General features: G+C 73.3%; 24 protein-coding genes. 14 read left to right on the plus strand and 10 right to left on the minus strand.

From position 1 onward, the window contains the following. Positions 1-31: 31 nt before the first annotated feature. The 4 genes from ACIG47_RS17830 (at position 32) to ACIG47_RS17845 (ending at position 3,658) form a co-directional block, all read left to right on the plus strand. The gene (locus ACIG47_RS17830) at positions 32-1,474 is read left to right on the plus strand and encodes a hypothetical protein (RefSeq protein ID WP_397432343.1); all 1,443 of its coding nucleotides are present in this window, start codon (positions 32-34) and stop codon (positions 1,472-1,474) included. Then, positions 1,471-1,860 carry a FixH family protein gene (locus ACIG47_RS17835; RefSeq protein WP_397432345.1) on the plus strand — a complete coding sequence of 130 codons (390 nt, stop codon included), beginning with the start codon at positions 1,471-1,473 and terminating at the stop codon, positions 1,858-1,860. Before ACIG47_RS17830 ends, ACIG47_RS17835 begins: the two co-directional genes overlap by 4 nt. Before the next feature lie 90 nt (positions 1,861-1,950). Next, positions 1,951-3,096 (plus strand): hypothetical protein, encoded by a 1,146-nt coding sequence (locus ACIG47_RS17840; RefSeq protein WP_397432346.1) that lies wholly within the window; start codon positions 1,951-1,953, stop codon positions 3,094-3,096. Next, positions 3,089-3,658, plus strand: a complete 570-nt coding sequence (locus tag ACIG47_RS17845; protein WP_397432347.1) for a hypothetical protein — start codon at positions 3,089-3,091, stop codon at positions 3,656-3,658. The genes ACIG47_RS17840 and ACIG47_RS17845 overlap by 8 nt, the downstream gene beginning before the upstream one ends. Before the next feature lie 81 nt (positions 3,659-3,739). Here ACIG47_RS17845 and ACIG47_RS17850 read toward each other — a convergent pair whose 3' ends face one another. Then, the gene (locus tag ACIG47_RS17850) at positions 3,740-4,306 is read right to left on the minus strand and encodes a TetR/AcrR family transcriptional regulator (RefSeq protein ID WP_397432348.1); all 567 of its coding nucleotides are present in this window, start codon (positions 4,304-4,306) and stop codon (positions 3,740-3,742) included. 97 nt (positions 4,307-4,403) lie between these two features. Here ACIG47_RS17850 and ACIG47_RS17855 point away from each other — a divergent pair, with 97 nt between their 5' ends. The 8 genes from ACIG47_RS17855 to ACIG47_RS17890 all read left to right on the plus strand — a co-directional run bounded on the left by ACIG47_RS17855 (position 4,404) and on the right by ACIG47_RS17890 (position 11,848). Further along, on the plus strand, positions 4,404-5,348 hold the full coding sequence (locus tag ACIG47_RS17855; RefSeq protein WP_397432350.1) for an NmrA family NAD(P)-binding protein: 945 nt from the start codon (positions 4,404-4,406) through the stop codon (positions 5,346-5,348). Positions 5,349-5,572: 224 nt separating this feature from the next. After that, complete coding sequence (locus ACIG47_RS17860) at positions 5,573-7,441, plus strand: carboxylesterase/lipase family protein (RefSeq protein WP_397432351.1); 1,869 nt, start codon at positions 5,573-5,575, stop codon at positions 7,439-7,441. Then, positions 7,438-7,617: a hypothetical protein gene (locus ACIG47_RS17865; RefSeq protein WP_397432352.1), complete on the plus strand. Its 180-nt coding sequence runs from the start codon at positions 7,438-7,440 to the stop codon at positions 7,615-7,617. The genes ACIG47_RS17860 and ACIG47_RS17865 overlap by 4 nt, the downstream gene beginning before the upstream one ends. 216 nt (positions 7,618-7,833) lie before the next feature. Then, positions 7,834-7,992, plus strand: a complete 159-nt coding sequence (locus ACIG47_RS17870; protein ID WP_397432354.1) for a hypothetical protein — start codon at positions 7,834-7,836, stop codon at positions 7,990-7,992. Positions 7,993-8,146: 154 nt separating this feature from the next. Next, positions 8,147-9,073 (plus strand): DUF6772 family protein, encoded by a 927-nt coding sequence (locus ACIG47_RS17875; RefSeq protein WP_397432356.1) that lies wholly within the window; start codon positions 8,147-8,149, stop codon positions 9,071-9,073. Beyond that, positions 9,070-9,402 carry a hypothetical protein gene (locus ACIG47_RS17880; protein WP_397432358.1) on the plus strand — a complete coding sequence of 111 codons (333 nt, stop codon included), beginning with the start codon at positions 9,070-9,072 and terminating at the stop codon, positions 9,400-9,402. Before ACIG47_RS17875 ends, ACIG47_RS17880 begins: the two co-directional genes overlap by 4 nt. Positions 9,403-9,412: 10 nt before the next feature. Continuing rightward, positions 9,413-10,714 carry an MFS transporter gene (locus tag ACIG47_RS17885; protein ID WP_397432360.1) on the plus strand — a complete coding sequence of 434 codons (1,302 nt, stop codon included), beginning with the start codon at positions 9,413-9,415 and terminating at the stop codon, positions 10,712-10,714. A 69-nt stretch (positions 10,715-10,783) separates the two neighbouring features. Next, complete coding sequence (locus ACIG47_RS17890) at positions 10,784-11,848, plus strand: LacI family DNA-binding transcriptional regulator (RefSeq protein WP_397432361.1); 1,065 nt, start codon at positions 10,784-10,786, stop codon at positions 11,846-11,848. Positions 11,849-11,918: 70 nt separating this feature from the next. Here the strand turns inward: ACIG47_RS17890 and ACIG47_RS17895 are convergent, their stop codons facing one another. From ACIG47_RS17895 to ACIG47_RS17915, 5 genes are read right to left on the minus strand one after another with little or no spacing between them, the layout of a single operon-like run. Continuing rightward, a complete protein-coding gene (locus tag ACIG47_RS17895) occupies positions 11,919-12,260 on the minus strand; it encodes a hypothetical protein (RefSeq protein ID WP_397412868.1) in 342 nt (113 codons plus the stop codon). A gap of 47 nt (positions 12,261-12,307) precedes the next feature. Next, positions 12,308-13,171, minus strand: a complete 864-nt coding sequence (locus ACIG47_RS17900; protein WP_397432363.1) for a carbohydrate ABC transporter permease — start codon at positions 13,169-13,171, stop codon at positions 12,308-12,310. Further along, positions 13,171-14,151: a carbohydrate ABC transporter permease gene (locus ACIG47_RS17905; RefSeq protein WP_397432365.1), complete on the minus strand. Its 981-nt coding sequence runs from the start codon at positions 14,149-14,151 to the stop codon at positions 13,171-13,173. Before ACIG47_RS17905 ends, ACIG47_RS17900 begins: the two co-directional genes overlap by 1 nt. Before the next feature lie 3 nt (positions 14,152-14,154). After that, positions 14,155-15,501, minus strand: a complete 1,347-nt coding sequence (locus ACIG47_RS17910) for an ABC transporter substrate-binding protein (RefSeq protein WP_397432366.1) — start codon at positions 15,499-15,501, stop codon at positions 14,155-14,157. A gap of 53 nt (positions 15,502-15,554) precedes the next feature. Next, entirely contained in the window at positions 15,555-16,550 is a 996-nt protein-coding gene (locus ACIG47_RS17915; protein ID WP_397432368.1) for a LacI family DNA-binding transcriptional regulator, read from the minus strand. Between the two features lie 207 nt (positions 16,551-16,757). Between ACIG47_RS17915 and ACIG47_RS17920 the strand changes: the two genes are divergently transcribed. Both ACIG47_RS17920 and ACIG47_RS17925 read left to right on the plus strand, forming a co-directional pair. Then, positions 16,758-17,738 carry an ADP-ribosylglycohydrolase family protein gene (locus ACIG47_RS17920; RefSeq protein ID WP_397432370.1) on the plus strand — a complete coding sequence of 327 codons (981 nt, stop codon included), beginning with the start codon at positions 16,758-16,760 and terminating at the stop codon, positions 17,736-17,738. Beyond that, a complete protein-coding gene (locus ACIG47_RS17925; RefSeq protein WP_397432372.1) occupies positions 17,735-18,742 on the plus strand; it encodes an ADP-ribosylglycohydrolase family protein in 1,008 nt (335 codons plus the stop codon). The genes ACIG47_RS17920 and ACIG47_RS17925 overlap by 4 nt, the downstream gene beginning before the upstream one ends. A 94-nt stretch (positions 18,743-18,836) precedes the next feature. On the opposite strand, the gene ACIG47_RS17930 is transcribed toward ACIG47_RS17925, so the two are convergent. The 4 genes from ACIG47_RS17930 to ACIG47_RS17945 all read right to left on the minus strand — a co-directional run bounded on the left by ACIG47_RS17930 (position 18,837) and on the right by ACIG47_RS17945 (position 21,819). Next, on the minus strand, positions 18,837-19,718 hold the full coding sequence (locus tag ACIG47_RS17930) for a universal stress protein (protein ID WP_397432373.1): 882 nt from the start codon (positions 19,716-19,718) through the stop codon (positions 18,837-18,839). 160 nt (positions 19,719-19,878) lie between these two features. Beyond that, entirely contained in the window at positions 19,879-20,532 is a 654-nt protein-coding gene (locus tag ACIG47_RS17935) for a response regulator (RefSeq protein WP_397432375.1), read from the minus strand. A 65-nt stretch (positions 20,533-20,597) separates the two neighbouring features. Beyond that, entirely contained in the window at positions 20,598-21,161 is a 564-nt protein-coding gene (locus ACIG47_RS17940; protein ID WP_397432376.1) for a hypothetical protein, read from the minus strand. 175 nt (positions 21,162-21,336) lie between these two features. Continuing rightward, entirely contained in the window at positions 21,337-21,819 is a 483-nt protein-coding gene (locus tag ACIG47_RS17945; protein ID WP_397412858.1) for an Lrp/AsnC family transcriptional regulator, read from the minus strand. Positions 21,820-21,857 lie beyond the last annotated feature (38 nt).

Consider the following 21,857-nt stretch of genomic DNA (forward strand, 5'->3'; position numbering starts at 1 on the left):
GGGCGCCCCGGTGATCCCTAGGTTCCACCTCGTGAAGAAGACCGCGAAGAAGGCTCTGCGGACGCTCGCCAGGATGTTGTCGGCGGCCCTGCCGGTGACGGTGCTCGCGACCGTCCTCGTGACGGGGACCGGTACCGCCCCGGCACAGGCGGACGGCGGGAACGTCGGGTCCGACCTCCAGGTCGCCCAGTCCCTGGGCGAGCGCGACCTGACGGTGATCGTCCGGCGTGCGGCGGCCCCGCCGGCTCCGCTGCGCGTCGACGTCGTCACCCACGCAGGTTCGCCCGCGGGCGTGCTGGACCTCGCCGTGACCATCGCGGGCGAGACCCCGAGCACGGCACGGGTCGAGCTGGGCCCGGAACCCGGGGTGTACGGCGGGACGCTGCGCGTCGATCGGGCAGGGCCGTGGGAGCTGAGCATCGACGACGGTGAGCAGGTCGCCACCATCCCGTTCGTGGTCCCGGCGGTGGTCGCGCCACCGTGGGAGGACGCCGTCTACGGCGGCTTCATCGCAGCCGGCGCCCTGCTCCTGGCGGCGCTCGTGCTGGCGCTGGCCGGCCGCCCCGGTGCCGCCCTGGTCCCGGCCGGCGGCATGGTGGCGGCGCTCGCGGTCGGCGTCACCGGCGCGCTGCTCGCGCCGACGATTCCCCTGCCGCCCGCGGTGGGCACCCACCTGGACCCGACCGCCGAGAACGTCGCCGACCCGTACGCGCCGGTACGCGTCACGGACCTCTCCCGCCCACCGGTGAACGTGGTGCCCGGCATCGACGGGGACGACCTGGTGCTCCACGTGACCGACGGGTCCACCGGCCGCCCCGTGGACGACCTGCTGGTGCACGACAGCGCGTTCATCCACCTCGTGCTGGTCTCGCCGTCTGGCGACCTGCGGCACGTGCACCCGGTCCGGGTCGCACCCGGGGAGTACCGCGTCAGGTACGACGACGCGGAGGCGGGGGTGCACGCGGTCGCCGCGGAGCTGGCCCGGCGCGGCGGGGGAGTACAGCTCGCCCGCGGGTCGGTCACCGTCGAGGGCGACGGGCCGGACACGGAGGCACCGGTCCGGCACCGTGGCGACGGGCGTACCGGACCGGCTGCCGGCCTCGCGCAGGACGTCGCGGCGGCCGGTGAACCGAGCACGTTCACCGCGGACTTCGGCACGGCGACGCTCCAGCCGTGGCTGGGGATGGTCGGGCACATGATCGTCGTGGGCCCGCTCGGCGACGGACCCGCCGGTACGAACCCCGCGGTCGCCGCCCCGGTCTGGGCGCACGTGCACGCGATGGTCCCGCCCACGCCCGGGGTCCCGGTCATGCCGGACGAGAGCGTGGCCGCCTACGGCCCCGAGGTCCGGTTCACCTATACCTTCCCGCAGCCCGGCCGCTACCGGGTGTGGGTCCAGGCCGAGCAGGACTACTCGGTCCTCACCGTCCCGGCGGTCGTCGACGTGCCGGCAACGAATGGAGCGCAGCGATGAGAAGAGCAGCCGTCTGGACCGCGCTGGTGGCCGTCGTGGCAGGAACCGCGCTGCTGCTGTGGCCGCACGCGCCACGGGTGGAGACCTACTCCGTGAGCACCGGCCGGCACACCGTCGAGCTGACGGTGGACGACCCCCGCACCGGGACGAACACGCTCGAGCTGACCGCAGCCCGCAGCGACGGCAGCCCCGTCACCGCCGACACCCTCACGGTCGACCTGGTCATGCCCACCATGGGCCACGCCGCACCGCCGGTGACCGCGTCCAGTACCGGACCCGGCCGCTTCAGCGCGTCGGACGCGACCTTCTCCATGGGCGGCAGCTGGGAGATCACGGTCCGCCTGCCCGGCCAGGACCGCGCCGTCTTCTCCGTCCCCGTGCGCTGAACCCGTCCCGCCCGGGTCGCCGGGCGGGCCTGAAATCGCTCGACCAACCCCTACGACCAAGCCCTACGACCAACGGAAAGGCTGATCACGATGGACCTGACAGCACCCTCGGCGGTGGCCCCCCGCGCGGGGACCGTCCCACGCGGCCTCGCCCCCGCGGGCGTCGTCCTGACCGGGACGCTGCTCTCCCTGTTCGGCGCGAGCTGGGACCTGGAGTGGCACAACGACGTCGGACCCGACACCTTCTTCACCCTGTCCCACCTGCTCATGTACGCCGGCAGCGCCGTGGCCGGCCTCGGCAGCCTGGTCGTGGTGCTGCGCACCACGGCGCGGCAGCGCGCCGGCCTGCCGATCGACCCGGTCGTCGGCGGTGGCGCGGTCGGCGTGTTCGGCAGGACGTTCTCCGCACCGGCCGGATACCTGGTCGCCGGCTGCGGCGCGGCCTCGTTCCTGCTGTACGGGCTGTGGGACCAGTGGTGGCACGGCATCTACGGGTTCGACGCCGAGATCGGCTCCCCGCCGCACGTCGGCCTCCTGCTGTCCATCAGCGTGACCCTCACCGGGGCGCTGATGATCTTCGCCTCCGCCCGCCGGCAGACCTGGGGCGTGGTGGGGACGATCCTGGCCGCGGGCGCGCTGTTCGCGTTCAGCATGATCACCGCCTACGCCACCAAGGAGCTGCCGACCGGTGCGGTCAACGCGTTCGACGTGGTCACCGCGTTCCTGGCCGTGGTGGTCGTCATGACCGGCTCGTTCGTCCTGGACCGCCGGGGCGCCGCGTTCGCCGTCACGGCGGTGGTCGCCGTCCTCCAGGCGATCCTGTGGCCGTACTCCGAGTCGGCCACCGTCTGGTACGCCCGGGTCGAGGGCCTGCCGATGCGCGACTACCTCGACCCCTCGCCCCTGCACGCGTCGATGATCCCGTTCGTGCTGCTCGCCGTGGGCGCGATCATCGAGGCCGCGCGCGGACGTGCACCGGCCTGGCTCGCCGGCCTGGTGGGCGGGGCGATCATCGGGGCCTGCGCTCCCGTGCAGAGCGCCTGGCTGGCTCACCAGCCCCTGCCCGGTCTCACCGTGGTCGCGGCGACAGCCGTGGCCGCGGCCGCCGCGGGCGCCGTCGGCGGCTTTCTGAGCCTCCGCTTCGGCACAATGCTGTCGCGCCTGGCCCCCGGTGCCGGGCACCCCGTGAGCGGATCGGCGAACGGCTCCACCACCCCGGAGGTCAACCATGCGTAAGGTCACTGCGACACTGCTGAGCGCGCTCGCGATGCTGCCGGCCCTGGCCGTGCCGGCCGCGGCCTACCCGCCCGTCGACATCGTCCACACCGAGCAGGTGGAGGCAGGACCGTACGACCTCACGGTCGGCTTCAGCACCTGGCCCCTGCGTGCCATGCAGTCCCTGGACTTCTCCTTCGCGCCCGCCGGCGGCCTGCAGGGCATGTCCGGTGAGCTCACCGTGATCGACCCGGACGGTGCGGCCGAGACCGAGCCGCTCGCCCGGCACCCGCGCGACCAGGACCTGTGGGGACTGGACGTCGAGTCCCTGAACGCGCCGGGCGACTGGACCTTCCGGTTCACCGTGGACGGCCCGCAGGGGCCGGCCACGGGCGAGCTCACCGGCCTGGAGGTGCTGGAACAGCCCGGCCCGCCGCTCGGCCTGAGCTGGTCGGTCAGCACGCTCCCGCTGCTCGGGCTCGTCGCGCTGGTCGTGGTCGCCTGGCGCCGGACCCGGCCGGGCGCACGGCAGGGGGACACCCCGGCGACGGAGGCGGCGTCCGCGAGGGACGCGCAGCCGTAGGACCGGTTCGACGGGGCCGGTGGTGCAGGACGCCGCACCACCGGCCCCCGTCCGTCGACGAGGGCCGCGGGCCGGACCGCCTCAGACCCGCGGAGCGAGTCCCCGCACGGCCAGCGTGAACAACCGTCCGGCGGCCGCTTCCTGGTCGGCACGGTGCTCCGTGGCCAGGACCACGCCCACGGCCAACGTGATCAGGTCCGCGACGTGGACCCCGGCGTCGACCGCGCCGTCGCGCACCGCACGCTGCAGCAGGGGGCCGCCCGCGTTCTCCAGTGCCGCGGTGCAGCTGTTCTCGGTGAGCGAGCGGGGCTCGTCCTCCTCGTAGGTCAGCGCGGCCGCCAGGCCACGGGCGGACACGCAGTAGGCCACGACGTCGGCCAGCCAGTCCAGCAGGGCCTGCCCGCCGTCCTCCCGGTCGGCGAGGTCGTGCGCACGGGCCACCAGAGCCTCGACGCGCTCCCGGGAGACGGCCTCAACGAGGGCCTGGCGGGTCGGGAAGTGCCGACGCACGGTGGCCGAGCCCACGCCTGCGATGCGCGCGATCTGCTCCAGCGAGGCGCCGGCACCATGGGCCGCGACCTCCTGCTCGGCCACGGCCAGGATCCGTGCGTGGTTACGCCGCGCATCGGCGCGCCGGCGCTCGGGCATCGGGGCATCTCCTTGCTCAAGTGGCGGGGGACGCCATATCGTAGCGCCGCATAAGTGGCGGGCCCCGCCACTTACGACGAGCACACGAGGAGCACCCATGCCCACGACACCCCGGCCCACCGTCCCCACGCCCCAGGACGCCGCACCGGTCCTGGTCACCGGTGCCACCGGCAAGCAGGGCGGCGCGACCGCTCGCGCGCTCCTGTCCGCCGGGGTCCCGGTGCGTGCCCTGGTCCGGGACGCGACCACGGACCGGGCCAGGGCCGTCCAGGCCCTGGGGGCGGAGCTGGTCACCGGCGACCTGGCCGACCGTGATTCCGTGGTCCGTGCCGCCACGGGCGCCCGCGCCGTCTTCTCCGTGCAGATGCCCCCCTCCACCCCGGACGGGTTTGACTTCGCCGCCGAGGTCGCCCAGGGCACCCACCTCGTCGAGGGCGCGCTGGCCGCCGGGGTGCAGCAGTTCGTGCACACCTCCGTCGCCGGCGCGGGCGTGCACACGCAGGTTCCCGGCTGGGCGCCCGGCCGCTGGGCGGTGGAACCCTCCCTGAACGCCAAGGCCGCGGTCCAGGACCGGGTGCGCTCGGCCGGTTTCGCGCACTGGACCCTGCTCAAGCCAGGCACCTTCATGGACAACTTCCACCCCTCGGCCGCCTATATGTTCCCGCGCGGCATCGACGGCGGTCTGATCGGTGTCCTGAAGCCGGCCACCCGGCTCTCCCTGGTCGCCGTCCAGGACATCGGAGCGGCCGCAGCGGCGGCCGTCCTCGCACCGGACCGGTTCGACGGCGTGGAGCTGGAGCTGGCCAGCGACTACCTGTCCATGACGCAGGTCGCCGAGACGCTCTCGCGCGTGCTGGGCACACCGCTGTCCGCCCCGGACATGACGGAGGAGGAGGCCCTCGCGGCGGGGATGCCCGCCATGGGCGCGTCGCTGGAGTGGCTGAACGTGGCCGGGCAGCCGGGCCGCCCCGAGTACGCGCGCGACCTCGGCATCCCGCTCACCAGCTTCGAGCAGTGGGCGCACGAGCACCTGCGTGGCTGACCTGGCCGTCGCTCGGGCGTGCGGCCAGGCGTCCGCGACGGCCGGCACGCTCGAGGCCCTTGACCGTGTCCCTGGCACATGGTCTGTACTGCCGCCATGGTGATCGACTGGCCGGCCTTCCTGCCGGTCTCGCTGAGCAGCTCCGTGATCCCCGGAGCCAACCGTCATGACCGCGCTCACCCGTGCTCACCCGCGGTCACCCCGAGGGTGACAAGGGGTGCATGGTGACGAGCACCGGACGGGCCGACGGCGACGGATCTCTGGCGGGAGCCTCGCGGCGTTCCCCCTGGTTCTGGGTCCCCCTCGTGCTCCTGGTCGCGGCGGCGGTGGTGCTCGGCTGGTTGAACAAGACGCCGTGGTGGGGCTGGGGTCTGGTCGCGATGCTTCTGACCGCCCTGGTGCTGACCGCCGCCTGGTGGTTGCGGCGTGGCGCTCTGCTGCGGGTAGGGGCGTGGTTGGTGGCGGCCGCTCTGGTGTGCGGCACGGCCGTGCTCGCGCACCCCGGGCCGCAGTACCGGGCTGCCGGTGGCGCGGAGCGCGAGGCGACGGGGCCTGTTGCGACGCGTGAGGGTCCGGTGACGGGTGTGCGCAACGACGTCGGCTCGGTCGAGATCTTCGCGGGCGTGCCGTACGCGCGGCCTCCGGTCGGGGATCTGCGGTGGCGGGCGCCGCAGCCGGCCGAGCCGCGGACGGGCGTGCTGGTCGCCGACCGGTTCCCGGCGGCGCCGGTCCAGGCCACCACGACGTTCGCCTCCAGGGCGCTGTCCCAGGTCCTCGACATCCCCCTGGAGGACACGTTCCTCAACCCGTTCCCGGTCAGCGAGGACAGTCTCTACCTGAACGTCTGGCGTCCCACGCGGCCGGCCTCGGCCCAGCTGCCCGTGCTCGTCTACGTCCCGGGCGGGGGCTTCGCCACCGGGTCGGGTGCCCTGCCCCTGTACGACGGCGAGGCGCTGGCCTCCAGCGGCGAGGCGATCGTGATCACGATCAACTACCGCCTGGGCGTCCTCGGCTTCCTCTCGCACCCGGACCTGGCCGCCGAGTCGGGCTACGGGGCGTCGGGCAACTACGGCATCCTGGACCAGGTCGCCGCCCTGGACTGGGTGCGGCAGAACATCGCGGCCTTCGGTGGTGACCCGGACCGGGTCACGGTCGCCGGGGAGTCGGCGGGCGGGGAGAGCGTGTGCATCCTCGGGGCCACGCCCCTGGCCGAGGGCCTCGTCGACGGCATCATCGGCAGCAGCGGTGCGTGCATGGGCACCGAGGGTGACACCGAGGACGGCGACCAGAGCGACTCCCGGGCGGTCGCGGAGGACGCTGGTGAGCAGCTGCTCCAGGAGCTCGGCGTGGAGACGGTCGGTGAGCTGCGCGACCTGCCCGTCGACCGGGTCGTCGAGGCCGCCGCGGCCGTGGGCCCGCACTGGCGGCCGTCGGTCGACGGGCACGTGCTCGACCGCAGCCCCGCGGAGATCTATGCGGCAGGGGACCAGCTCGACGTGCCGACCATGGTGGGCAGCAACGCCGACGAGGACTCGTTGATCGGGGCCTTCCCTCCGGAACCCATGACTCCCGGGGAGTACCGGGCGTCGGCACGGGAGGACCACGGCGAGGAGGCGGAGGCCTTCCTGGACCTGTATCCCGGGCAGACCGAGGAGCAGGTGCTCGACTCGCTGCTGCAGGCTCAGGCCGACCGGGTCTTCACCCGTGCGATGTATCGCTGGGCGCGGTTGCAGACCCTGACGGGTCGGGCGCCCGCCTACCTGTACTTCTTCACGCACACCCCGCCGGACGAGGGCCTCCAGGAGTACGGGGCCTACCACGGCGCGGAGGTGATGTACGCCTTCGACAACCTGGGCGCGGACGGTGACGCCGACTACGGCACGGCCGACCGCGTGCTGCGCGACCAGCTCAGCGGCTACTGGCTCAACTTCGTCCGGACCGGGGATCCCAACGGGCCGGGCCTGCCCGCGTGGTCCACGGTCGGCCAGAGGCCGGGACAGGTCATGGAGATCGGCGTGCCCACCGGTATGACCGCTCGCCCACGGCCCGAGGCGGTCGACTACTGGATGCGCTACGAAGGGCCGATCGCATGACCAGCACGCAGGTGCCTCCCGCCCTGAAGCCGGCCGTCTTCGAGCGGGTGGTGGTCTACCCGGTCTTCGCCGCCTGCGGCGTCACCGGCGCAGCCTTGCCGACCGGCTCCCGCGACCGCACGGGCACCCCGGCGCCGGCCTCCGGGGGCCTTCCCGGCGGCGTCGGTCCGCGGTGACCTCCCGGGCTGCCGGCGTCGGTAGTCGGTAGCCGGCGGACGAGACCTACGTAGCCGGATCGGTGGCAGCACGGATGTGCGCCCGGGCGTGCCCCGGCAGGATCCCGTGAGCGTGCTGGTCCCGGAGCCCAGCGGCGTACGTGCTTCTCCGGGTTCCGCTACGGACATCGCGCGCAGGCGGGCTTCGAGCCGGACGGTGACCCGTCCGTCCGGGTCGTGGCCTCCTCGGGCAAGCGGTCCTACGAGATCCAGCTCTGGGCGGACGGCCCGTACGACGACGTCGCGGTCACCTACGGCCCCGACGGCACGGTCATCGACATGAGCGGCGGTGCCAAGGGGTCCCAGGCGGCCGCCTGGGAGACCACGCACGGCTGACCGGCCCCTGAGCCCCCTCGAACCCGGCTCCGGCCCGCCCCGGCGGTCCGGAGCCGACGCATGCCTGTTGACAGACGACGACGCACCCGCGTACAACTGATAAATCGATTGTTCACTGGCAATGTCGCCGCGAGGCGACCAGAACGGCTGGCCCATGACCTCTTTTCCCTCCGGGTTCTTCGACCCGCTCCCACGGATCCTCGTGGCCGACGACTTCGACCACGGCATGAGCGGGTGGCTCGACCTGCGCCCGAACTTCGTGGCCCCCGGGTTCCGCGAGCACTCGCACGACATCGACCTGATCCACTGGGGCCCGACGATGCTCAGCTCCGCCACCTTCGCCTTCGGCGGCACGCACGGCTCCGCGAGCGGCACCTACTCCCTGAAGATCTCCAGCCGCGCCGCCGCGGCCCCGGTCGACCAGCCCCCGGCCGCCGGGTCGATGGGCCTGGCGATCAAGCGCCTCGCCGTTCCGGGTGACGCCCGCAGGCTCCGGATCGAGGCCCTGCTCGCGTACAAGGTGGAGCAGGACCGTCCCGGCCTGGGCGTGAACGACCTGCGCGCATTCGGCATGTTCGTGGACCTGCAGGACGACGAGCACCGCTACATGCCCGGCGTCCGCTACGTGAACGCCGTCGGGGGCGAGCCGGTGCGCCGCTGGCAGTTCTACAGCCCCACCGACGTCACCGACGAGGAGTGGAGCTACGGCGCCGACGGCTGGCACAAGGCGGGCGTCGACCCGCAGTGGTTCGGGGAGCGCGGTCCTGACGGGTCCACGGTCGCTACGACCTGGTTCGAGGACGGCGAGCAGCACCTCATCTACAACGAGTCGGACGACAAGCTGAACTGGACCCCGTTCTCGCTGACCGTCGACCTCGTGAACCGCTCCTACGAGGAGTTCCGGGTGGGCGGGCGGAGCTTCCGCTTCCCGGACGGCGCCCACCCCACGCTGGCCCCCGCGTACAACGACATCGAGGGCCTGCTCAACCCGGTGTTCTTCGTCGAGGCCGACACCGACCGGCGCGTCTCGCTGTTCCTCGACTCCGTGCTCGTCTCGGTCGAGCGGGGGGAGTCGGCGTGAAGACCTTCTACACCTCCGTGGTCGAGCTGCGGCAGCCCTTCGACCACCTGATCGAGACCCACCCGTACGAGTGCGGCTGGGCCGACGAGGCCATCTTCTTCGTCGAGCTGCACGACCCCGAGCCGGGAACCTTCGTCGAGCTGCGCGTGCAGATCAGCCCCGACGGCATCCGCTGGGTCGACGAGGGCACCGTCCTCGCGACCACCAGCACCACGTTCGCCCGCGTCAGCCACTTCGGAGGGTTCCTCCGCCTGGCCGGGACCGCGCGGCAGGCCGACGGCGGGGCGGCGTCCGCCACCGTGTCGGTGCGCCTCGCCCTGAAAGGTTAGAAAGGAAACGATGACGTTCCGGATCAACAAGGCCACCGTCGGTGCCACCGTGGGCACCGCACTGGAGTGGTACGACTTCTCCCTCTACGGCACCGCCAGCGCGCTGGTGTTCCCCGCCGTGTTCTTCCCGTCCCAGGACCCGGTGCTCGCGACCCTCGCGTCGTTCGCCACGTTCGCGGTCGGGTTCTTCGCCCGGCCCGTCGGTGGGCTCATCATCGGCCACCTCGGCGACCGGTACGGCCGCCGCCAGATGCTCTTCGTCACCCTCGTGCTCATGGGCGTCTCCTCGACCCTGATCGGCCTGGTCCCCAGCCACGCGAGCATCGGCGTGGCCGCGCCCGTGCTGCTCGTCGTGCTCCGCGTGGTGCAGGGCTTCGGCGCGGGCGGCGAGTACGCCGGCGCGACGCTGCTCGCCGCCGAGCACTCCCACGACGGCGCCCGCGGGCTCAACGCCGCGATCCCCGGCGCGGGCAACGCCGTCGGCGCGCTGCTGGCGACCGGGGTGCTGACCCTGCTCAGCACCACGCTCTCCGAGGCCGCCTTCCTGTCCTGGGGCTGGCGCGTCGCGTTCCTGCTCAGCATCGCCGTGAGCGTCACCGGCATCGTCATCCGGCTGCGGGTCGCCGAGAGCCCGGAGTACGTGCGCACCAAGGAGCAGGGCCACGTGCCCCGGGTGGCCCTCGGCGAGCTGTTCCGCACGGCCGGGCGCAAGATCCCGTTCGCGATGCTCGCGAGCATCGGCCCCAACGTCGCCAGCTACCTGCCGTCCGTCTACGCACTGACGTACCTGACCGCCACCGTGGGCGCACCCGCGTGGATCGGCCTGACGGGCATCCTGATCGGCAACCTGCTCAAGCTCGTGACCATCCCGTTGGCCGGGTGGATCTCCGACCGGGTCGGCCGGCGACCGGTGTTCCTCGCCGGCGCGCTCGGCGCGGTGGTGCTCGTCTACCCGTTCTTCTTCCTGCTCGACACGGGCACCCCGGTGCTGGTCTGGATCGCCCTGGTGCTGCTCTTCACGTTCTGCAACGACGCGATGCTGGCGGCTCAGTCCGGATTCATGTCGGAGCTGTTCGACGTGCGGCACCGCTACACCGGCGTGACGTTCAGCCGTGAGATCACCGGCGCGCTCGTGGGCGGCACCCTGCCGTTCGTCGCCGCCTGGCTCACGGCGGCGGCCGGCGGCGGCTCGTGGCTGGTGGCGCTGTACTGCGCCGTGCTGTGCGCGCTCGCGGCGCTCGGCATGTTCCTGCTGCCCGAGACGCGCGTCGCCGCGGGCCGGGGCGACGGCGCGCGGTCCGTGCGCGCCTGATCACGCCTGACCGGCGGGGGAGCGGCGGCCGGTTGGCCGCCGCTCCGTCCCGCCCGGCACACTGGGCACATGGACACCCCGGTGCAGCGGACGACGGCAGGACCACGCAGCGGCCCCGTCCGGCTGGCCGACGTCGCCGAGGCCGCGCGGGTGTCCCGCGCGCTGGCGTCGCGCGTGCTCAACGGCGACCCTGCCGCGCGGGCCGCCCCCGAGACCAAGGCCCGCATCGTCGAGGCCGCGGCGCGTCTGGGCTACGTCCCCAACGTGGCGGCGAGGAGCCTGCGCGGCAACCGCACCGGGCTCCTCGGCCTGGTCGTCCACGACCTGTCCAGCCCCATCTACCTGGAGCTGATGCGCGGGGCACGCGAGGAGGCCGCCCGCCACAGCTACTTCCTGGTGCTGGGCGACGTCGACGAGCTCCTCGCGGACGACGACGCCTACCGCATCCTCATCAGCGGACGCCGCGTCGACGGCATCGTCATGCAGGGTGGCCACGGCGAGCTCGACCGGCGGGTCGGGGACATCGCGCGGGCGCTGCCCACCGTCGTCGTCAACGCCCCGACGGACGTCGAGCACGAGGGTGCGACGCAGGTCTACCCCGACGAGGTGGCCGCCACCCGCCTGCTCACCGAGCACCTCGTCGGGCTGGGCCACCGGCGCATCGGCCTTGTCTCGGGCCCCCGGCAGTCCATGACCAACCGGCTGCGCGAGGAGGGCATCGTCACGGCGCTGGCCGCGGCGGGCCTGGAGCTCCGCGAGGAGGACCGGGCCCACGGCGAGTGGTCGGCCGACGGTGGCCGCGCCGGCGTCGGCGAGCTCGTGGCGCGCTGGGGCACGGCGGCCGACCGGCCGTCGGCCCTGATCGCCGGGAACTCGCTGGTGGGCATCGGCATGCTCGGCGCGCTCGCGGGGCACGGCCTGGTGGTGCCCCGCGACCTGTCGGTCGCGGCCGTGCACGACACGTGGATCAACGAGCACCTCGCGCCGTCGCTCACCGCCGTCAGCCTGCCGCTGCACGAGGTGGGGACCGTCGCGGTGCGGACCCTGCTCGCCGGGTCGCACGGCGGCCGGCACGTCCTGTCGGACCCGCCGCCCGTGCTGCACGCGCGTGCGTCGACGGGGCCGCCGGGGTGAATTTAGCAGTTGCTGAATCCGCGCGGCTGCGCGGAGGGGACCGGTCACCCGGCCCGCGACCGCCCTGCGGTCAGCGCCAGTCCTCGTCGATCGACAGGACGCTGAAGATGTCGCGGCTCGGCTCGCGCCGGATGGGCGGGGCGCCGTCGAGCCAGCGCCGGACCGCTGCCTGGGCGATCGTCTCGTCGGTCGTGATGCCCGTCTCGCCGAAGTGGCCGTCGACCCAGGGCGTCCAGGACCAGAGCTGGACCAGGTCGTCACCGAGGTCCTCCATCATGAGGCGGTGGCTGTCGTCGGCGACGAGCATGGCGCCGACGAACCGGTCGAAGTTGTCGACCGTGACCAGGTCGACCAGGCCGGAGTCGATCTGCTCGGCCGCGGCGGTGCGCAGGATCTCCTTGGCGGATGGCATGGGCACTCCTTGGTTCTGGTAGGTGCGTGATACCGGTGGCGGGAGCGTCATACGGCGATCCCGCGGGAGACGTAGCCGTCGATGAAGGTGCGTTGCATCATCAGGAAGAGCACGACGACGGGCAGCGCCATGAGCAGCCCTGCCGCGCTGACCAGGGACCAGTCGGTGGTGAATCCCTGCTGGAACGAGTAGAGGGACAGCGCGACCGGCTGGAGGTCGCGGTCCTGGATGAACGTCACGGCGAGCATGAACTCGTTGTAGGCCTGCAGCCCCGCCACGAGAGCCGCGGTCAGCACCGCGGGCCGGATCGTCGGCAGCACGATGCGGGCGAAGACGCCCACCTCCCCGGCGCCGTCCAGCCGCGCCGCCTCCTCGTACTCGCGGGGCATGCCCACGAGGAACGCCCGCACCAGGAGGGTGGCGAACGGGCTGTACACGGCCCAGTAGATGATGATCAGGCCGATGGGCTGGTTGTAGAGCCCCAGCATGGACCACCAGCTCACCAGGGGGACCAGGAAGAGTTGGATGGGCAGCGACGAGGACACCAGCAGCCAGAGGATCCAGGCCCCGCCGCCGGGCAGGTCCAGCCGGGTCATCGCGTAGGCCGCGGTGGTGGCGATGACCGCGACGCCGGCCGCGGTGGCGACCGCGATGACCAGGCTGTTCAGGAGCGCGCCGCCCATGTGCGCCTGCTCCCAGGCGACGGCGAAGTTGCTCCAGCTCCAGGTCTGCGGCGGTCCGAGCGGGTTGCTGTCGATCTCGCGCGAGGACTTGAGCGCGTTGGACGCCAGCACGAGCAGCGGGCCCAGCGCGTACACGCCGAGCAGGCCCAGGATGAGCCAGGTGACCGGCTGGGCAGGACGCCGCCGGGCCGCCGGGACGCGGCCGTCGAGGGTGGGAGCGGTGTGCACTAGATGTCCCATCGCAGTCGTCGGCGCAGGGCGAGGTAGCCCAGCACGGTCGCGGCGCTGATGACCGACAGCAGCATGGCGACGGCGGAGGCGTACCCGTGGCGCTGGTTCTCGAACGCCTCGCGGTACAGCACCGTGCTGAGCACGTCCGTCGAGCCGGCGGGGCCGCCCTGGGTCAGGACGTAGACGTAGTCGAAGACCAGGAACGACCAGATGATCGTCATGAGGCCGAGGAAGACCAGGGTGGGGCGGATCATGGGCAGCGTGATGTGCCAGAACTCGCGCACCGGCCCGGCGCCGTCGAGCCGCACGGCCTCGTAGAGGGCCGGGTCCACGGACTGCATCGAGGCCAGGAAGATCACCAGCAGGAAGCCCCACCACTGCCAGGTGTTGACGAACGCGACCGAGCCGAGCGCGAGCGACGGGTTGCCCAGGAAGTTCACGTCGGCCAGCAGGTCGGAGACGAACGGGATGCCCAGCGTCGACAGGGCCGCACCGACGCCGCCGTCCGGGTCCAGGAGCTGGCGCCAGACGGCCGCGGAGACCACCGTCGCCAGCACGTAGGGGATGAAGTACAGGACCCGGAAGAAGGCCTGGTTGCGCCGCAGCCGCGACAGCAGGAACGCGCCGACGAGGCCCATCGACATCGGGACCACGAGGAAGAAGAGGGTCCACAGGAGGTTGTGCACCAGCGCGTCACGGACGACTCCGGAGCCGAGCATCTCGGCGTAGTTGGCCAGGCCCACGAACCCGGGGGTGCTCAGCCCGTCCCAGTCGGTGAACGAGTAGTAGACCGACGCCAGTCCCGGTCCGGTGATGACCAGGAGGTTGACGATCAGCAGCGGTGCGACGAACACCCAGGCCAGGAGCCGGCGCTGCCGCCTGGCCCCGAGCGGCCGGCCCCGGAGGGCCGGCCGCGCACCACGACGCACCGGGTCCGCCGCCAGCGCGGTCCCGGTGGTCGCGGTCCTGGGGGTCACCGGTCAGCCTCGGCTCTGGGGGGTGAAGGGCACGAGGGTGGTACCGGCGTCGAACTCCTGGTCGAAGACGTCCTGCATGCCGGCCAGGTACTCCTGGGCCGTGCTGTCCCCGGTCACCACCTTGTCGAACTCGGTGATGAGGTAGGAGTCGGTCTTGGGCGGGAAGAAGGTCCAGGTGGCGTAGCCGACGTTCGTCGACTCGGGGATCTGGCTGTAGAGGTCCACGGTCCGCTCGTCGACCTCGTCGGGGAACTGGTCGGCGGTCATCGCCAGCGGCGGCGGATTCTCGCCCGTGCGTGCCGTGTACTCCAGCGCCCGGTCGACGTCGCCCGCCACGTAGTCGAGGAAGGCGGCCGCGGCGTCGGGGTCGGCCGCGTCGGCGCTGACCGAGAGCTGCGTGCCGATCGCCAGCGGGAACACGCCCGGCTCGACGTCGTCGCTCAGCGACGGCAGCGGGGCCCAGGCCCACTGCGACGGGTCCTCGAACACCTCGGTCAGCGAGTTGAACGACCACGTGCCGCTCAGGTACATGGCGGTGGTGCCGTTGGCCAGCCCGGTCACGTTCGCCGTGTCGTCGGTCGTGAAGTAGGACTCCGCGCCGCCGGCGAGCCAGCCCTTGTCGATCCACTCCTGGATCAGCTCGATCGCCGCGACGAACTCCGGGTCGGTGAACGAGGCCTCACCGGTGAGCACGTCGTGGATCTTCTCGGGGCCGACGGCGGCGTTGAGGACGGCCGTGACCAGCCACTCGCTCATGCCCTGGTAGCCGGCGTTGCCGCCGCCGAGCGGCACCATCCCCGCCTCGTCGGCCTCCTGGGCGATCTGCTCGAACTCGGCCAGGGTGGTCGGCGGGGTCCAGCCGTGCTCCTCGAACACGGCCGCGTTGTAGTACAGCACCATGGAGCCGTAGCTGGCCGGGACCGACGTCACCGCGTCGTCGACCGTGCTGAGCTCGTACGCCCAGGGCAGGAACGCGTCCTGCCAGCCGTACTCCTGCGCGTACTCGTCGAGGTCGATGGTCCGGTCCGCCCGGGCGAAGTCCGAGGCGGCCGACGGGCCGTCCGCGTAGACGATGTCGGGCGCCTCGCCGGCCGCCACGGCGGTGTCGGTGAGCTTGCCGAGGGTGGTCAGCTCCTTGACCTCCATGTCGACCTGGGCGTCGCCCTCGGCGTTGAACCCGTCGACGAAGATCTCCTGGAAGGCCTCCTCCGTGCTGGGCGCGTAGAACGCGCCCCAGTAGGAGACCGTTCCGCCGGCGGCGTCACCGCCGCCGCTCACGCAGCCGGCCAGGGCGACCGAGACCGCGGCGGCGAGGCCGACGGGAACCAGTGCGTGCTTCGTGATTCTCACAGTGATGTTCTCTCTCGCGAGGAGGGATGGTGCCGGGCGGGAGGTGCGGGGCGTCAGGTCGAGTCGCGGACGACGAGGCGGTTGGACAGGGCCACGGCGCGCGTCACGTCCGTGACGTCGCCGTCGAGCCGCTCCAGCAGCAGGCGCGCGCAGGCGCGCCCGATCTCCCGGGCGGGGTTCTCGATCGTGGTCAGGGGCGGGTCGACCAGGGACGCCGCCTCGATGTCGTCGTACCCGGTCAGGGCGAGGTCCTCGGGGACCCGGAGCTTCATGGAGCGGGTCACGTCCAGGACCCCGAGCGCGATCAGGTCGTTGGCCGCCACGATCGCGTCCGGGCGGTCCGCGCGGTCTGCGCGGTCAAGGAGCGCCGTGGCGCCGTCGCGGCCGCCCTGGCGCGTGTAACGGGTGCACACCACGTCGGCGCCCAGCACCGGGAAGCCGGCCGCGCGCAGCGCCTCCTGGTATCCCTGGAGGCGTTGCCGGGTCGGGGTCACGCCCTCGTCACCGCCGAGGAAGGCGATCCGGGTGCGGCCCCGGGAGATGAGGTGCTCGGTGACCTTCCGGGCGCCCTCGACGTCGTCGGTGTGCACGTAGTCGCCGCCGCCCGGAGGGGCCTGGCCGAGGGTGACGAACGGGATGCCGGCGTCGTGCACCTCGGCCAGCCCGGCCGAGGGCAGGCCGAACGGCGCGGCGACCATCGCGTCCACGCGGCGGGTCAGGAGCCGGTGGATGGTCGTGGCCGAGCGGTCCAGGCCGCTGGCGTCGGTGATGGTGAGCAGGAGGTCGCGGGGCACGAGCACGTCCTGCATGCCTGCCGCGACCAGGGGGTAGAACGGGTTCTCCAGGGTCGGCACGATCAGCGCGACCGTCCCGGTGCGCCCGCCGCGCAGCTGCGCGGCGCCGGGGTGGGCGCGGTAGCCGAGGCGTGTGATCGCCGCCTCCACCCGGGCCCTCGTCGCCGCGGAGACCGGGCGGTTGCCGGTGACGACCTGCGAGACCGTGGACATGCTGACGCCCGCGGCCTCCGCCACCTCACGTATCCCGACCATGCCCGCTCCTCGCCCGCCTCTCGTTCTCCCGAGAACGCAAAAGGTTTTGGAGTAGCATGCTCCAGGTTCACCCTGTGAGGCAAGACACAAGCGCAAAAAGATGCGCAAACATAGCGATGCCACGCATGCTCTGCGTGCTGGTTCCACGCAAAACGTTACGTTTCCAGGCGTCGCAGCCGGGGAGCGGGAGCCGAAAGACGGAGGAGCATGAACGACGATCGTGCGCGCGGAGCGCTGCTCGGCCTGGCGATCGGCGACGCGATGGGCGCGCCGACCGAGGGCATGACCCTCACCGCGATCCGCGAGCGGTGGGGACGGGTGCGCGGCTTCGTCGACCCCGAGGCCGCCGGGACCGACGACACGGAGTACGCCGTGCTGTGCGCCCGCGGCGTGCTGCGGGCGGGCGCCGGGCTGACCTCCCGGGACGTGGCCGACACCTGGCTGGAGGCCCTGCGCGAGCAGCGCACCGGGTTCAACCGGGCGGGCTTCAGCGAGATGATCGCCCTCGCCAACCTCCACGCGGGCATGGAGCCGCCCGCCAGCGGGCAGCGCAACGCCGAGACCTGGAGCGACGGCGCCGCCATGCGGGTCGCCCCGATCGGCGTCTTCGCCGCGGGCGATCCCGTGCTCGCCGCACGCATGGCGCGGGCCGACGCCGAGGTCAGCCACTCGCGCGACGGCGTCTACTGCGCGCAGGCGATCGCCGCGGGCGTCGCCGTGGCGATGGTCGCGGACAGCGTGGACCCCGTGCTGGACGCCATGCTCGCCGCGCTGCCCGCCGACTCCTGGTCGGCCCGCACGGCCCGCCGCGCCCTGGACATCGCCGGGCGCGCCGGCGCGCCGGAGCAGGCCGAGGAGGACCTGTTCGAGGCGATCCCGCTGCGGCACTACATGTGGGCCGACGTCGCGCCCGAGGCCGTCGCGCTGTGCATCGGCCTGCTGCGGGCCACCGACGGGACGCCGGCCGTCATCGAGTCCGGCGTCAACATCGGCCGCGACTCGGACACCATCGCCGCGATGGCCGGCGCGGTGGCCGGCGCCCTGCACGGGGCGAGCGCGTTCGACCCCGGGCACGTCGCCCAGGTGCGGACCGTGACCGGCCAGTGCATCCAGGCCACGGCCGGCACCGACCTCGTCGACCTCGCGGACGCGCTCGTCGCCCGCGCGACCACGGAGGAGCGAGCATGACCGACCGCCTCGACCGCGCCGTCGGCGCCGTGCACGGCCTCGCGCTGGGCGACGCCCTCGGCGCGCCCGCCGGCGAGCACCGCACCGTCCGCGACCCCTGGGTGCGGCAGATGCTGCGCAAGGGCGCCCTGGAGCTGGACGAGTCCCGCGTGCTGCGCCCCGTGGTGCCGTTCGTGCTCTCCGCGATCGGGGCGCCCGCCCTCGTGGCCACCGACGACGCCGAGACGTTCGCGGTGGCCGCCCGGGTGCTCCTGGAGGCGCCCGGCCGGGACGTGGGCAGCCTCTTCGACACGTGGCGCGGCCTGCTCGACACGCCGGACACGTGGACGTCCGCCGCGCAGCGCTCGGCCCTGATCAACGCCGCCACCGGGCTGCGCCCGCCGCACACCGGCTCCGACAACCCGGCCTTCTACGACGACAGCGCCCTGCCCGGCGCGCTGGCCGTGGCGATCGCGGCACCAGACCCCGCCGCCGCGGCGGAGCTCGCGCGCACCTACGCCACCATCACCCACGACGGCACGAGCGTGCACGCCGCTGCCGCGTACGCCCGGATCCTCGGGCACCTGCTCGACGGAACGCCGCTGCGCCCGGCCCTGGAGGCCGGCACCGAGGACCTCGCGGCCGACGGCTGGCTGGCCGACGGCGTGCGCGACGCGCTGCGGATCGCCGACGAGGCGCGCTCGCCGTTCGCGGCCGTGCCCGTCCTGGTGGCCCGGTTCGCGCCGCGCACCTACAGCCACCCCGGCACGGTCGCGGAGACGCTGCCGCTGGCCCTGGCCGTCACCGTGCTGGCCGCGGGCGACCACGAGACGGCGCTGCCGCTGGCCCTGTCGGTCACGCGGCACCAGGACAGCCTGCCCGCCCTGGTCGGCGCGCTGTGCGGGGCCGCGGGCAGCGCACCGGCCGCGGACGACGTCGACGTGCTGCAGGGGGTCACCGTGCCCGCCGTCGCCGGGCGGTCCCTGGCGGAGCTGGCGGGGGCCCTGGTCGCGAGCCGGGCGTAGCGGGGCGGGGCCGGGCGTTGCAGGGCTGGACGTTGCAGGGCCGGGCGTAGCGGGGCCCGGGTGGCGAGCGCGTCGCCACCCGGGCCCGCGCCGCTCAGCGGGCGGCCGTCCCGTGCGCGTGCACCACCAGCACCGGGCAGGGCGCGGCCCGGAGCACCGCGTCCGGCACGCTGCGCAGCACGCGGCCCAGGAAGGGCTGGTGCCGCCGGCCGCCGACGACCACCAGGTCGTCGGGTGCCACGTCGTGGAGCAGCGCGTCCACGACATCCCCGCGCCGGACGACGATCGAGCACGAGACCCGCGGGTACTTCTGCGACCAGGTGTCCACCCGGTCGGCCAGGTCGGCCTGCGCGGCCTCGTGCCACGAGGCCGCCACGGGGTCCATGTCGAGCAGCGCCGAGCCGAGCGGGTCGGTGCCCGTCACGTGCAGCACCTCGAGCGGGCAGCCGCGGGCGTCGGCCTCGGCGAACGCGGTGCCCAGGACGTCGGGCTCGTCGTCGCGTGCCACGCCCACGCGGATCCGCCGCGGGGTGTCCGCCGTCGCGCCGGCGGGCACCACGGCGACCACGCCGGGCGCCGTCGCCGCCAGCGCGGAGGACGTGGAACCCAGCAGCACCCGGTCGAACGTACCGAGCCCGCGGCGTCCCACCACGACGAGGTCGCAGGTCTCGGACCGCTCGCTCAGCACACCGGCGGCGTTGCCGGGCAGGACGACCAGCTCGACGTCCCGACCGCCGGGGCGGCGGTCGCCGAGCCGCGCACGGGCGGCCTCTGCGGCCCGGTGGGCCTCGTCGCGGATCTCGCCGATCAGGTCGCCGATCCCCGGGTCGGGCGTGATCGGCAGGGAGTAGGTGGCCACGACGGTCAGCCGGGCGGCGTGCAGGTCGGCGGCGCGGGCCGCCCAGTCCAGGGCCGTCAGGCTCTCCTTCGACCCGTCCACCCCGACGACGACACCCCGGTACCAGGTGGTGCTCATGATCGTCCTCCTTCGCTCCTCACCAGGACACCAGCGCGCCGGTGGCGCTCGGCAGAGCCGCGCGACCCGGGACGGCGGGACGAAGGTCCTCCGTACACGCCGGCACCCCTGACGCGCCGGGGCGTGCCAGGGGTGCCGGGGGTGCCCGGGGTACCGCGCCTCACGGCTGCCGGTGGTGCTCCTGCTCGAGCTGGGTGGCGAGGACGGCGGCCTGCGCCCGGCGTTCCAGGCCCAGCTTGGCGAAGATGCTGGAGACGTAGTTCTTGATCGTCTTCTCGGCGAGGAAGAGCTCGGCACCGATCTGCCGGTTGGTCAGCCCGTGCCCGATCAGGGTCAGGATGCGCCGCTCCTGCTCGGTCAGGCCGGCGAGCGGGTCCGGCTCGTGCCGGGCGTCCGTGCGGATCCGCTCCATGACCTGCGCCGCGGCGCGCGGGTCCAGCGTCGACCCGCCCGCGGCGACCGTGCGGATCGCGTCCACCAGCTCGGTACCGCGCACCTGCTTGAGCACGTACCCGGCCGCGCCGGCGAGGATCGCGTCGTAGAGCGCCTCGTCGTCCGAGAACGACGTGAGCATGAGGCAGGCCAGCGACGGCATCCGGGACCGCAGCTCGCGGCACACGGTGACGCCGTCGCCGTCGGGCAGCCGCACGTCCAGGACCACGACGTCGGGGTCGAGCGCGGGGACGCGGGCGAGCGCCTCGCGGGCGGTCCCGGCCTCGCCGACCACCGTCAGCCCCGGCTCGGCCTCCAGGAGGTCGGCCACGCCGCGGCGCACCACCTCGTGGTCGTCGACGAGGAACACCCGAACGTCCATGCGTCCTACCGTAGCCGTGGTGCCCGTCCGGGTCACGACCGGGACGGGCACCACGGGGTGCGACGTCATCGCAGGGCGGGGAATCGCTTGACCAGCGACCGCTCGGACCACCAGCGGCCGAGGCCTGCGGTGTCGCCGGCCAGGAACGCGGCCAGCCCGATGAGCAGCACCGCGTCGAGCAGGTGGTAGTCCACGAAGGGGTTGACGTCGATCGGCAGCGACGCCATCCACATCAGCAGCATGAGCACCGCGCCGGTGCCGGCGGCGATCCGCATGCCGATGCCGAGGGCGAGAGCCAGGCCGATGCCCAGCAGCCCCAGCATGAACAGCCAGTCGACGACCGGGTTGCCGGCCATCGGGTTGAAGAAGCCGGCGAACGTCCCCTCGATGCTGCCGAGGAAGCCCTCGGTGGGGGAGCCGCCGTTGATCCAGGCCCGGTCGGTCGGGGTCGACAGACCCCAGCCGAAGAGCTTGTCGCCGAAAGCCCAGAGGAACTCGAACGCGAGCAGCAGCCGGACGCCCGCGAAGGCGTATCGGGCGACCGACTCGCCGGTGACGTGCGTGGCGGCGGCCTGCTCGCGTGCGACCGGTCCGTGCGCCGACGATGCGGGATGGCTGATGGAGCTCATGACATCCTCCTGGAGGGTGCGCCGGACCTGTTCCGGCGTCCTGGCACCACGATCCCGCCGCGGCGAGCCCGCCCGGCAGGGTCCCCTGCCCCCGGCGTGCGGGACCTTGGTCCCGAGGTGGTGATGCCCTCTGACCTGGGGTGGGGGCTCTGCCCGCGGCGTGCGGGGTGCCGGGTCAGCCCGCCGGGGCGGCCGGCGCCGGGCCCGCCGGGACGGGCTCCTCGAACACCAGCAGCGTGTGGGTGTTCAGGATGCCGTCCATGCCCTGGATCTGGTCGAGGATCAGGTGCCGCAGGTCGGCGTTGTCGCGGGCGCGCACGAGCAGGATGAGGTCGAACTCGCCGCCGACCAGGCCGATGTGCTCGATGCCGCGCAGGGCCCGCAGCCCCTCGCGGACCGAGCGCCACTCGGCCTGCTTGAGGTTGACCGTCACGTACGCCGAGGTGCCCAGCCCGGACAGCACCGGGTCGATGTCCGCGCGGTACCCGCGGATCACCCCGGTGGTCTCCAGCCGCTGCACCCGGGCATAGGCGTTGGCGCGCGAGATGTGCAGGCGCTCGGCCAGCGCGCGCATCGACATGCGGCCGTCCTGGCGCAGCTCGTCCACGATGCGCCGGTCGACGTCGTCGAGGCCCGTTGCCACTTGTCTCGTGGTCACGCTCCACGTCCTTCCTGTGCTGGACGTTTGGATCGCAT

Origin of the sequence: Promicromonospora sp. NPDC052451, from assembly GCF_044547525.1 — a bacterium.
Lineage (GTDB): Bacteria > Actinomycetota > Actinomycetes > Actinomycetales > Cellulomonadaceae > Promicromonospora.